Annotated in this window: 10 protein-coding genes; 3 read left to right on the plus strand and 7 right to left on the minus strand. The window is 38.8% G+C overall.

Annotated elements, in window-relative coordinates; translation table 11 throughout:
* The first annotated feature begins 37 nt into the window (after positions 1-37).
* On the plus strand, positions 38-2125 hold the full coding sequence (ppk1, locus tag MTP24_RS14325; protein ID WP_243531828.1) for a polyphosphate kinase 1: 2088 nt from the start codon (positions 38-40) through the stop codon (positions 2123-2125).
* Complete coding sequence (locus MTP24_RS14330; protein ID WP_243531831.1) at positions 2118-3605, plus strand: exopolyphosphatase; 1488 nt, start codon at positions 2118-2120, stop codon at positions 3603-3605. The genes ppk1 and MTP24_RS14330 overlap by 8 nt, the downstream gene beginning before the upstream one ends.
* Positions 3606-3675: 70 nt before the next feature.
* Here MTP24_RS14330 and MTP24_RS14335 read toward each other — a convergent pair whose 3' ends face one another.
* The 7 genes from MTP24_RS14335 to MTP24_RS14365 form a co-directional block, all read right to left on the minus strand.
* A complete protein-coding gene (locus MTP24_RS14335) occupies positions 3676-4131 on the minus strand; it encodes a hypothetical protein (RefSeq protein ID WP_243531835.1) in 456 nt (151 codons plus the stop codon).
* A 178-nt stretch (positions 4132-4309) separates the two neighbouring features.
* Complete coding sequence (locus tag MTP24_RS14340) at positions 4310-7429, minus strand: efflux RND transporter permease subunit (protein WP_243531838.1); 3120 nt, start codon at positions 7427-7429, stop codon at positions 4310-4312.
* Positions 7426-8919 carry an efflux RND transporter periplasmic adaptor subunit gene (locus MTP24_RS14345; RefSeq protein ID WP_243531841.1) on the minus strand — a complete coding sequence of 498 codons (1494 nt, stop codon included), beginning with the start codon at positions 8917-8919 and terminating at the stop codon, positions 7426-7428. The genes MTP24_RS14340 and MTP24_RS14345 overlap by 4 nt, the downstream gene beginning before the upstream one ends.
* Complete coding sequence (locus tag MTP24_RS14350) at positions 8909-10276, minus strand: TolC family protein (RefSeq protein WP_243531842.1); 1368 nt, start codon at positions 10274-10276, stop codon at positions 8909-8911. Before MTP24_RS14350 ends, MTP24_RS14345 begins: the two co-directional genes overlap by 11 nt.
* A 149-nt stretch (positions 10277-10425) precedes the next feature.
* A complete protein-coding gene (locus tag MTP24_RS14355; RefSeq protein ID WP_243531845.1) occupies positions 10426-10800 on the minus strand; it encodes a hypothetical protein in 375 nt (124 codons plus the stop codon).
* Positions 10801-10859: 59 nt separating this feature from the next.
* Positions 10860-11477 carry a paraquat-inducible protein A gene (locus MTP24_RS14360; protein ID WP_243531847.1) on the minus strand — a complete coding sequence of 206 codons (618 nt, stop codon included), beginning with the start codon at positions 11475-11477 and terminating at the stop codon, positions 10860-10862.
* Positions 11478-11479: 2 nt separating this feature from the next.
* Entirely contained in the window at positions 11480-12745 is a 1266-nt protein-coding gene (locus tag MTP24_RS14365; protein ID WP_058429631.1) for an HDOD domain-containing protein, read from the minus strand.
* 153 nt (positions 12746-12898) lie between these two features.
* Here MTP24_RS14365 and MTP24_RS14370 point away from each other — a divergent pair, with 153 nt between their 5' ends.
* Positions 12899-13648 (plus strand): transporter substrate-binding domain-containing protein, encoded by a 750-nt coding sequence (locus MTP24_RS14370; protein WP_008130444.1) that lies wholly within the window; start codon positions 12899-12901, stop codon positions 13646-13648.
* Positions 13649-13662 lie beyond the last annotated feature (14 nt).

The raw sequence follows: 13662 nt of genomic DNA on the forward strand, positions 1-13662 counted from the left end.
TCTATATTTAACTCAGCGTTAGATAATGGAATATAATATGAATGCCCACATAGAACATACTCAAACCGTTGAATACTTTGCTAAAGAGCTTAGTTGGCTGTCATTCAACGAGCGCGTTCTACAAGAGGCTAAAGACAAAAATAATCCAATAATTGAACGCATGCGGTTTTTGGGGATTTTTTCTAATAACCTTGATGAATTTTTTAGGGTGCGTGTTGCCGACGTTAAACGCCGTATTTTATTAAACAAACTTCCCGATGCTAATTTTGAAGAAGACGAAGCTTTATTAAGTCAAATTCAACAAAAAGTTTTGCAGCTAGGCAAAAAATTTAACCTAATACACCAACAAATTTTAAACGATTTAACCACTCATAATATCCATGTAGATCGCCCCGAAAAATTAACAGATTTTCATCTTAATTGGCTTAAAGCGTATTTTCATGACAAGGTTTTACAGCATATATCACCCATTTTACTTAATGAAAATAAAGATTACTCAGACTATATAAACGACACAATGACTTACTTGTTTATTGAAATGAGTGACGAAAAAAGCCACTACGCTATGCTTGAAGTCCCCACAGATCGAGTGCCTCGTTTTATTATATTACCGCCTGAAAAGACACGTCGTCGTAAAACCATTGTTATGCTTGATGACGTTATTTCTTACTTTTTAAATGATGTTTTTAGTAACTTTTTTCACTTTGATAAAATTCAAGGTCATGCAATAAAACTCACACGAGACGCAGAATACAACTTAGACGATGAGCTAGAAGAAGGACTGCTCGATAAAATGTCTAAGGGTCTTAAACAACGTATTTATGCAGAGCCTGTGCGCCTTGTTTACGACGAGAGCATGCCAGAAAGTATGTTAAAAGTGATGAAAAAACGTTTAAACGTGAGTCATCATGATGCGCTGATACCCGCGGGTCGATACCGTAACTTTAGAGATTTTATTGCTTTTCCTAATGTGGGTCGCCAATACCTTGAAAACAAAACACTTTCAGCCATACAAAGCACAGCTTTTAACAAACACAGCAGCGTATTTGACGCAATAAGCGAGCAAGACATACTGCTCTACTACCCATATCACACATTTAATCATTTACTGGAGTATGTTCGCCAAGCCGCATTTGATCCTATGGTGACGCAGATTAAAGTAAATATTTATCGAGTGGCGAGTAAGTCTCGGCTTATTTCTTTACTCATCAATGCCGCTAAAAATGGCAAAAGTGTCACGGTAATGGTTGAGCTTAAAGCGCGCTTTGATGAGCAGAACAATATTGAATGGGCTAAAGTTCTTAGCAGTGCAGGAATAAAAGTTATTTTTGGTATTCCAGCCCTAAAAGTGCACAGCAAACTGTGTGTTATTCACCGTAAAGAAAAAAACAAAATAGTTAAATACGCCCATATTGGTACCGGAAACTTTCACGAAAAAACAGCTAAAATCTACACTGACTTTAGCCTTTTCACAAAACATAACGGTATTTGTGAAGAATGCGATAGCGTATTTAAGTTTATAGAAAGCAGCTACAAGCCTTTTAATTTTGAATATTTAATGCTCTCCCCTATTAATGCTCGCGACACTTTATTGGATTTAATTGATAAAGAGATTCAGCATGTTGAAGATGGTTTCACAGGAAAAATTACAATTAAAGTAAATAACTTAGTTGATAAACAACTTGTAGATAAACTTTATTATGCCGGTCGTCGTGGAGTAAAAATCCGAATTATTGTACGTGGTATGTGCTCATTAATACCGGGGGTGGCTCACTTTAGCGAAAACATAAAAGTGATCAGTATTGTTGATCGCTTTTTAGAGCATCCTCGCGTAATGGTATTTGGCAATAATGGCAATGAAAAGGTGTATATTTCTTCCGCTGATTGGATGACTCGCAATCTTGATCAACGCGTTGAAGTGGGAGTGCCTATTTTAAATAATAAATTAAAACAGCTCATTATGGATATTTTAGAGCTACAATTTAAAGACCGCACAAAAGCTCGGCTAATCGATAGCGAGCAAAAAAATACCTATGTTAGGCGCGGTAACAGAAAAAAAATTCGCTCACAAATAGCAATATACGATCACTTAAAAAAATGGGAGGGTAATTATAATAATGAATGATCACCCATCAATAGCGGCCGTCGATCTAGGTTCGAATAGCTTTCACTTGGTCGTTGCGCGCGAAGTGGATGGCACATTACAAATTCTGCATAAAGAGAAACAGCGTGTTTATTTAGCCGATGGCTTAGACGATAAATTAAGACTAAACCAAGCAGCCATAGACCGTGCACTACTTGTACTTAAGCAGTTTGCAAACACCCTTGAAGACTTTCCTCCTGGTAATGTAAAAGTAGCTGCTACATACACTTTTAGGCGCGCCAAAAATATTCATGCCTTTTTAACTCAGGCGAGTAAGGTATTTCCATTTCATATTGATGTGATCCCAGGGCAAGAAGAAGCTCGGCTTATTTATCAAGGTGTGGCTCATTATGTACATAACGAAGAGAACCGCCTTATTATCGATATTGGCGGAGGCAGTACCGAACTAATTATTGGTAAGCACTTCAAACATAAGCTTCTTACCAGCCGTAATATGGGCTGTGTTAGCTACACAAAACAGTTTTTTAGTGGTGGAGCTATTACGGCTAAGCGTTTTAATCGAGCTGAAATAAAAGCGGAACAAGAAATCGAAGTTATTTTTGCCAACTACATTAACGAAGGTTGGCAAGATGTAATTGGTACATCTGGCACCATAAAATCTATTTTAACCATGGTGTGCGCACAAAACCCGCAACAAACATTTGTAAGTATTGACGATTTACTGGCTCTTAAGCAGCAATGCATTGCCGCTGAACATATCGATAATATAAGTATAGAAGGATTAACGCCTGAGCGTCAGCAGAGTCTATGTGGAGGACTTGCCATTCTTATTGCTGTTTTTAAAGAGTTCTCAATCAATCAGCTCTCTTATAGTGACTTCTCTTTAAGAGAGGGGCTACTTCATGAAATGCAGCAAAAACTCGCCGATAAAGACATTCGCAGCAATACAATCAATAACCTGAGTGAACGATACACCGTAGATAAAGCCCATGCCTCACGCGTTGCTAATACAGCTACTTGGATATACGAACGCCTTAGCAAAGCGTGGCAACTAAATGATAATAACGACATAGCGCTTCTTAATTGGGCTGCTAAGCTACACGAAATTGGCTTGTCTATTAACTCTTCAGGTATTAATAAACACAGCGCTTACATTGTGGCAAATAGCCAGCTTCCTGGCTTTACTCAGCAAGAACAACTCATTTTAAGCTCGCTAATTCGCTTTTACCGAAAAAAAATTAAACGTGATGAATTACCAGAGTTCACAACAATCGCGCAGCAACATGTAATTAAGCTTGTTACTATTTTACGCTTAGCTGTTTTATTTAATCAAAAACGCCAAATTAGCCAGCAACCTAATATGAATATTAGCGCTAATGCCACAGGGCTTTTTATTAAATTTTACGATAATTATTTACAAACACACACGTTACTTAATGCAGATTTAGAACTAGAACAGCGTTATTTGAAAAAGGTAGGAATAAGTCTTAACTGCTCATAATATTTTGAAGAGTAAATAATTAAGCAGGGTGCTATTACACCCTACTTTTAGCTAAGTATACTTTAGCTAATTACATATCCATATGGCGATTTGTACTTTGCATCATTTGTTTAAGCCCTTGCTTCTCAAGCTCTAGTAGCTGCGCTAGCTTCTCTTGCGCATTTTGCGTTTCTGCACGTTCAAGTAGGTAACCGTAAAGCGCAATCACTTTTTGATGCTGGCTCGATAAGTAATTTTGAATTGCTTTTTCATCTAACTGCTTATCTTTGCTGATATCGTTAAACGTAATAAGTTCGGGGTTGCTGGCAAAGTACTCATAGCAAAACGTGTCGAGCGTGTTAATTTCGGTAATCGCTTTAAAACCCACTAAATCTTCAGCGAGTTTTTTTTCGTAATTAAGGTAATAATCCACCAGCATGGCATTACGCTCATCAAGTATTGGTTTAACGCTATGAAAGTTAGCCGCCATTTGCGTATGAAATAATACTGTCCAATCGTATACCTCTTTAATTGTTTTAACTTGCATGTGCATTCCTTACTTAGTTAACTTATGAGTTACTAGTTGCTTGAATCATGCCAATAAAAACCACAATTAAAAACAATGGGTTACACTTTAAAAATAAATTAAAATACAAATTAATAGAATAACTTACAGACAATAGGTAATTTTTATAGGGCAATGATAAGTCATTACCCTATCACTGTTACTTAATGGCCTTTGTTCTCCACAACAGGTAAACCGCAGGAATAACTAATAAGGTCAACATTATTGCGCTTATCATACCACCCACCATAGGCGCTGCAATTCGGCTCATTACTTCACTACCGGTACCCGTTCCATAAAGCACAGGTAATAAACCAATAACAATAGTAGCCACCGTCATCATGACAGGACGCACACGTAACCCGGCACCTTCAATAATTGCTTGCTGTAACTGAGCTAACGAAAGTGGTTTATCAGCTCGCTTAGCAGTTAAGCACATGTTTTTATATGCCTGATTTAAGTAAACCAGCATAATCACCCCAATCTCCACGGCAACACCGGCCAGTGCAATAAAACCAACCCCTACGGCGACTGAAAAGTTGAAACCTTGAAGGTACATGAGCCAAACACCACCTATCATAGCCAATGGCAGTGTGCACATAATAATAGTTACTTCAGCAAAGCTTTTAAAATTAAGATAGAGCAGCACCACAATAATGGCCAAGGTGAGAGGCACTACGTAGGTGAGCTTCTCTTTTGCACGTTGCATATATTCATACTGCCCAGCCCATGTAATAGAATATCCCGATGGCAGTATCAAACGCTCATCGAGCACGGCTCTCGCGCTTTCAACATAGCTACCAATGTCTACGCCATCTATATCAATATAAACCCAACCATTTAAACGTGCATTTTCACTTTTAATGCCAGACGGGCCGTTTTCAATAAATACATCAGCGACATCTCCAAGCGCAATATGCTGTCCTTGTGGCGTCACAATGGGCATTAACATAAGGGCGTCAGGTGAATCCCTAAAAACTTGCGGATAACGCACGTTAACCGAATAACGAGCCTGCCCTTCTATTGTTTGTGTTACATTTTTACCACCAACTGCCGTTGCTATAACTTGCTGTATATCGCTTATGTTTAAATTATAACGCGCTGCTTTTTCACGGTTTATATCAATTTTTACGTAGCGCCCACCAGCCACTCGTTCAGAGTAAACAGATACAGTGCCTTGAATATCAGCAAGTAGCGTTTCTATTTGCTCACCCATTTTTTGAATTTCACTTAACTGTGGACCTGCCACTTTAATACCTATTGGGGTTTTAATACCGGTTGCCAGCATGTCTATGCGTGTTTTAATTGGCATAACCCACGCATTAGTTAAACCAGGAAACGTGACTAATGCATCAAGTTCGGCTTTGAGTTTTTCAAGAGTCATTCCCTCTCGCCACTCGTCTTTGGGCTTTAATTGAATAAACGTTTCAATCATTGTCAATGGAGCGGGATCGGTGGCTGTTTCAGCTCGCCCGACTTTACCAAAAACTGTTTTAACCTCTGGCACGGTTGCGATTAACTTATCTGTTTGCTGCAAAATCTCTCGAGCTTTAGCTATTGATATACTTGGGTATGTAGTGGGCATATACATTAAATCACCCTCATCAAGTGGCGGAATAAACTCGCTACCTATTTTGTTCAGTGGGTAAAAACCTACTAAGGTCATAACGAAGGCAAATATTAAGGTCGTTTTTGGAAAATTAAGCACCCATCTGAGCAAAGGTCGATAAGCCGCTACAAGCAATCTATTTACGGGATTTTTATTTTCAGGTATTACCTTACCTCTTATAAAATAACCCATTAATACAGGCACTAGGGTGATCGCTAATCCCGCTGAAGCCGCCATTGCATAAGTTTTAGTGTAAGCAAGAGGTGAGAACATTCGCCCTTCCTGCGCTTCTAAAATAAATACAGGCAAAAAACTCACGGTAATAATTAATAAACTAAAAAACAGCGCAGGGCCTACTTCGCTTGTCGCTTTAATAACGACTTCCCAACGGTTTTGATCAGTCAGAGGCGTTTTTTCCATATGCTTATGCATATTTTCAATCATTACTATGGCGCCATCGGTCATTGCCCCTATGGCAATCGCAATCCCGCCCAAAGACATAATATTAGCGTTAATTCCTTGCCAATACATCACAATAAACGCCGTTAAAATACCCAGCGGTAAGGTAACAATAGCCACCAAAGATGAGCGCACATGAAACAAAAACACAACACACACAAGCGCTACAACAATCAGCTCTTCAACAAGTTTGCTTGTCAGATTACTTATTGCGTTGTTAATTAAGTTTGAGCGGTCGTAAACGGGAATAATCTCAACGCCCTCTGGTAATCCTTTTTTAAGCGATTCGATCTTAGCCTTAACCAGTTCAATGGTTTTTTGTGCATTTTCGCCGTAGCGCATAACAACAATACCACCGGTAGCTTCGCCTTCACCGTTAAGATCACTCACGCCACGGCGCATTTGTGGGCCTAGGCGAATATTTGCGACATCACGTAACTGCAAAGCAGTACCATTTTCATTAGTACCTAATGGAATAGCCTCTAAATCGGCAACACTTTTTATGTACCCTGTGCTGGTAACCATGTATTCCGCTTCGGCCATTTCAATAACAGAGGCGCCTGTTTCTTGGTTTCCTTGCTGTATTGCAGTTTGAATAAGACTCAACGGAATGCCGTAAGCACGCAGCTTATTAGGATCTACATTTACTTGATACTGCTTAACCATTCCCCCTACAGAGGCTACTTCAGAAACACCCGGCACAGTTTGTAATTCAAACTTTAAAAACCAATCTTGTAAGTCTCGCAATTGGCTAATATCAAGCGTATTTGTTTTATCAATAAGGGCATATAGGTAAACCCAACCAACACCCGTTGCATCAGGTCCAAGCTCTGGCGTTGCACCTTCAGGCAGACGGTTTGCAGCTTGGGTTAGGTATTCTTGCACTCGGCTACGCGCCCAGTACAAATCAGTGCTGTCATCAAAAATAATATAAACATACGAGTCGCCAAAAAATGAAAAGCCTCTTACGGTTTTTGCCCCTGGCACCGATAACATAGCAGTAGTAAGCACATAAGTAACTTGGTCTTGAACCACTTGTGGCGCTTGCCCTGGATACGATGTTTTTACTATAACTTGCACATCAGATAAATCGGGCAAAGCATCTACTGGCGTATTTTTAACGGCAAACACACCACCGCCCACTAAAATTAATGTAAGCAACAATACCAATAACCGGTTATGAACGGACCAGCGAATAACAGCAGTAATCATTTTGCTTCCTCGCCCATCGTATGTTGCATTGAGGAGTAATCTATTGCGTCTATATTATTTAAAGCGGTGATCACAAAATCATCATTAATAATACTAAACGTGAAATCAATGGTTTGACCTTTAATAAGAGAGTTAACCTCTATATGCGGTGCCAGAACAAAATTCATTGTTGCTGGACCTCGGTTCCACTTTGGAATAGCTTCACGACTAATATTTACAATTCGAGTTGCTGCATCAATTGTATTTATAACGCCATTTACGGTTGCACTTTGAGAGTTGTCATCGTTACTACTATCAGCAGCTGGCATCTCCATTCGCTTAAAGTCTGAAAGCTTACTCGACTCAGAATCTATTAAAAATTGTGCAGAGGTAACCACGCTATCGTTTACCACCACACCTGATAAAATAATCGTTTCATCAACGCTTGTTTGTCCTACTTGCACTTCAACAGATTTAAAGCGCCCTTCGCCTAATGCTATAACTACGCGGTTTTGATGTTGCGTACGAATTACAGCTTCTTTTGGTACTACAAGCTGAGGTTCACTCGCATTTGTATGAATAGTCACCTGAGCAAACATATTCGCTTTTAGCTTAAGGTCTTTATTTGTAAATCGGAGCCTAACCCGAAGTGTTCTATTTTGAGCATCCAGCGCCGGATAAATATAATCGACCTGTCCTTGCCATATTTTTCCCTTAAAATAATCAAGGGTCATGGTTACCGGTAGGCCAACACTAATAAGCGACGATTGACGTTCAAATATTTCCGCCTCCACCCATACTTCATCAAGTTGAGCAATACTCATCATAGATGTACCCGGCTTTACATAAAAACCTTCTCGCACATTCAGCTCATCAACAATCCCACTTTGACGCGCATAAAAGGTAATATTTTGCATTATTTGCTTATTTTTTTGTAAGCGCTCAATAAATTCAGCAGATACATTTAACGACTCTAAACGTGCCTTTGCAGCACGAATTAGTACATTGTTATTTCTATTTACTGCCAATAAAAACTCTTCTTGTGCATTTACTAGCTGCGGTGAATATAAGGTATACAAAGGTTCGCCGGCGCTTACCTTATCGCCTTGCGCTTTTACATATAAATCCTCAAGCCATCCTTCTACTCGAGGGTGAATATGAGTAATTTCATCTTGGTTATATTGCACATAACCCACTGTATTGATGTTACTTTGCAGTGTTTTTAACTGCACCTTAGTGGTTTTAACTCCTAAATTATTAATTACCACTGGCGAAATAGTAATCGCTCCTTTTTCACTTTCACTATTACCAACTTCGTCGTAAATGGGCACTAAATCCATCCCCATAGGAGAGAGGCCTGGAGCGTCACGCCTATAATTGCTGTCCATGGGCGCCACCCAATATAAGGGTTGTTTTACGGCCGGTTTGTCATCAATTATAATTTGCGTAAAAGCAGCCCATAAACCAGCCCCTACAATAGCGGCAATGAATAGTTTCAAATTAGTGTTCATCAGGCTGCTCCTCGCGTAGTTCGCCCATAACTTGGGAGTCTAAGCTACTCATATAATAATTTAAGCGTGCAATAATAATGTGTTGATCAACTTGGATATTAAGCGCGTCAATTTTGGCATTTAACTCACTAATACGTGCTTGCATAACATCAGAAAAGTCACCGTCATCACGCGTATAAGCATTCAAGGTTGCTTGTGATTGCTCAGCCATTTGTACTAGTAAAATATTTTGATATAGCGTATTTCGTTTTTGTAACTGGGATAGCTGACTATATTCTTTAAAATACATACCTTTGAGCTTTTGCAAAGCGACCCTTTTTTGTGTTTTAGTCGCTTCCGTAATAGATATAGCCGATTTAACGTGTTGGTCTTGCCTGTTATCCGTAAATAAAGGGAGATCAATGCTAACTCCCACAGAAAGTAAATCGGCTCTTGATTGGCCCATTCGGGTGTCTGCTCGATAGCCATACCCCACATTAACCCCTATCTGTGGATTATAACTTTGTTTCGCTAAGCTCACTTGTGTTTGCTTTGCCAACACACTTTGCTCTATAGCAACAATAGCTGGATGAGCCATAAGTAATTGCATAAGTTGACTAAATTCAAGGGTATTAAAATCAGTAAGCGCCACAGGAGGTATAAATTTATCGTCTAAAGATTTTACTAACATTGTTATGGGTAACCATTGCGCTAGCCGGTTTTTAGCACTGTGAAGTTGCTGTTCAAGTATGAGTAGCTTATCTTCTAAGCGGGTAAGCTCTAACTGAGCACGAATAATATCTTGCTGGCGTGTTTTACCCTGCGTACTTGCGTAGCTGGCCTCAGTTATTTGAATAAGCTGAGTAAATAACTCTTTGTCTTTCTCAATCAAATTAATACTGTACTGAGCCCTATAAGCATTTAACCAAAACTCAGTAACCATCGCTTTGACTTGAGCCAACCTATCAGCTCGCTGCCATGGATATTGCTTAGACGACTGAAAAAGCGACTTTTGTTTCAGTGATAGACTATCACCGCGGCTAAATTTTTGGCTTAGACTCACTTTAAATTGAGTCATCCCTTCTTGGTCAAACGCATAACCATTTGTTGGTAAGTTCATAAGACCAAGCGTTAGTGTTGGGTCGGGCAAAGTACCCGCCATAATACTTTGCGCCATAATGGCTTGCTCTTGGTGGCGGCTTGCCGATAACCACGGATCATTTGCAAGTGCATAGGTAAGGGCGTGAGATAAGTTTAGCGTACGTACAGAGCTATACTCATCTATTGCGCCAGTCGTTTTTTCTTCTTGGGTATTTGCCGCACTACTGAACAAAGTCAAACAACATAGCACTGCATTTATTTTCAAAGCGTAATTCATCACTTGCTCCATTTAAAAATTAATAAAAAATTTAAATTGGCAAGAAAGGTGTTTATATCAGCCGCACCTAATACGAAAACTAATCACGTTTTCAAAAGATAAAAATCAGCTTGAGGTTCCATAAAATTTAGACACACCTATCCTGCTATTTAAGCAAACATTGGAGGTCGGTAAAGTGATTTGGGAGAGGTTGTTTGAGCACGCGATTCGCATGTATTAACTTTTTCAGTACTTGTAACTGTAATAAGTATTAGAATATCGACATTAAGCATTGAGTTAGCGGTACAGCCATTAACGGGACAACTGCATTCATTTTGAGCAGTCGCTTCCTCATCGCAGCAATCCATTTGCATCATGGAATGGTGAGCGCTGTTATTCTCTGCACTACTATTGCCCAAATGCATATTAACGTGAACGTTAGACTGATGAGGCATTTCACATTCACTTGCTACAGACGCAAACGACTGACCCACAAACGTGAGCAGTAAAGTAAGCGTAAGTAAAATAGTGTACAAGCGTTGCAAAATAGTACCTCAATCAAAAAAGGGGATTTTAAAGTAACTTATAAACGACGACAAATAATTTAGGGCGTGTTTTGTAGTTTGGTTTGGGGTTTAATTAAATAACTGGCAATTACTGTAAATATACAATAGCCACTAAAATACCAAAACCCTTCACCAAATTGTGCATTCATAACAAGCAATTCACCACTTTTACCGTGTGCATTGCCCGCTAAATACGTAACAATTAATGCTATTACAAATACATCAACCATACTCCATTTGCTGAGTGCACAAACAATATTGCCACATACTTGCTTAAGTCTATTCACTGGTAAGCAGCAATACAGTAGCTGTAATAATAGCTTTAAGCTTGGCACCACAACTGAAAAAAGACCAACCAAGGCAGCCACAAGTAAATTATTATTATTTGCTAGGTCTGTGATAGTGCCGTAAATACTTTGCGTTTTGCTATAAGCGCTAATCTCACCGTCTAACTTATCCAGGCCCAACATGTTTGAAAACATCATTAGTATGCTGCGCGTTCGGCCATCGCCCTCTTCAGCTAACATTTCAATCCCCGCTTGAGCAAGTTTTGATTTATCAATATTGCCTTCAATTGTTAGCACGGGTTTTGTAATACCCGGAAATAACAAACATAAAGCAATAACTACACTTACAACAGATAAAAAATTACGCATACTTATTCGCTCATAACTTCTATTACATCATCACTATAAAGCATTGACTCTAATATAAAGCTGTATATTTTTTCTATTTCCATCTCTGGGTTAACCAACTTAAGTTGTGTTTCAACCACTGCCCAGTTTTTAGTTTCAATCGCTTTTGCCAGTAATAAGCAATCACCCAGCAAACCGGTTTGCAGTAGCAAAGCATCTGTTATGCTTTTATCTAGCGTAAACTCTTTTACAATAGTTGCTAGCTCAATATCTAATATCGCATCAAGCATCGAAAACAAACCCACTAAGTAACCTTGCTGAGATAAATTTTTGTTTGTTTCAGCTAATATAAGCTCTATTAACCGAGCGCGTACAAGAGCAAATTTAGTCAACTCTGTTGGTTTATCTATTCCTAAATCGCTAACAGCTAATACACGCACAAATTGGCGAATTACGTCCTCACCTAAATAAACAACAGCTTGCGATATGGACGTAATAACTAAATTACTATTATTAGAACGTGCATTTGCCAAACGTAAAATTCGCGCCGTTATTCCTACATCTTTAGCTACACGCTGATGAATTTCTTCAAAGCATAACGATTCTTTTGCTATTGCTTTAAGGAGTTCGAAAACGGTAACTTTTGAAGGATCGACCCCACTGTAAGTTAGCATTTCTGGGCGGGCAAAAAAGAATCCCTGAAAATAATCACAACCTGCATCACGTAAGTTTATAAACTGATCGTAAGTTTCTATTCGCTCTACTATTATTTTGCAATGAGGGTAACTTCGTTTCAGCTTTTTAACCCGCATATTAGTTTTAATAATAGGCTCTTCAGCCTCAATTTTTATATAACTAACAAGGGCGAGTAACGGCTCCCATTTTTCATCGCCGTCATAATCGTCCAGTGCAAATACATAACCCTGTCCTTTCAGCGCTTTAATACGACTAGCAACCGCTGCAATATTTACCGTACGCTCCACAATTTCTATTACAGTATGTTCAGGGTTTAATAGTTTAGGGAATTCATCCAGCAAGGCGTCTGTAGAAAGATTTACAAAAGCAAGTTGGTGAGCTGTAAGCTTTTCTGCGCCAACTAGCATTAAGGTATTAAAAAACAAACGGCTGGTCGCGTGCTCATCGCTAGTGCCTACAGGAAACGCATTATTTGCGGAGTTTCGGTAAAGCAACTCATAAGCAAACACAGCTTTGTCAGCATCAAATATTGGTTGCCTAGCAACATATTGTGTCAACGTAGGTGTTAACGACGGGGTGTCAGACACGTTCAATAGAATTCACCTATAAGTTTGTGCAAAATTAAAGCTAATCTTTTGAGTCTAATCTATGTTAAAGATTAAAAGTATAGTAAATGCATCTTAATCGTTGCAAAATTTTGCAAAGTAAATAAAACTAATAAAAAAGTTCGTAGTACAGGAGAGGGTTTGCTTATTTTAAAGTGGTTATTGATATTATGTTTAGCATTGAGCTCGCTTCCTAATATTGCAGCACAAAGCAACAATACCCTAAAGTACAACATTAGCTCATCTGGAAGTCATTACCCTTTCTACACCAACAATCCTAAACGCCCGGGAGTGTTACCAGAAATCATTGAAAAAGTACTGATTGACGCTAATATCTCTGCTTCTCATGAATCGCTACCTGCAAAGCGAATCACTAAATACCTTAATGAAGGGATTATTGACTTTGATGTGATCTCGCTTGATTGGCTACCTCAAAGTGAAAGAACCAACACCAAATATGTATTTTCTGACCCATTAATTACAGTAACAGAAATGCTTGTAACGCTGCCCGAAAACACAAAAAAATGGCAACATGTGTCCAACATGGAGGGTAAAAATGTAGGCACAGTATTAGGTTATTATTATCACAATGCTGATACATTTAAACGCGTTGATTTTCCTTCGGAAAAAGAACTCATAGAGGCGCTAGTTCGAAAAAGAGTAGATGTTGCCATAATAGGTGAGTTGCCAACCTTATATTGGTCACAAAAACTTAATATCAACATTGGTTTTGGTGCTCAATATTCTCATGGTTTTTTGAGAATTCGCCTGCTTAGCAAACATAAGCACTTAATGCCTATCATTAATAAAGTAATAAAAAACCTCCACAGCATTGGTTATATAAACAACATAGCTGAAAAATACATGAAAGAAATACCCATACAAAACTAAGGGATTTATAACAC

It is taken from the genome of Pseudoalteromonas sp. APM04, from assembly GCF_022809815.1.
GTDB lineage: Bacteria > Pseudomonadota > Gammaproteobacteria > Enterobacterales > Alteromonadaceae > Pseudoalteromonas > Pseudoalteromonas marina.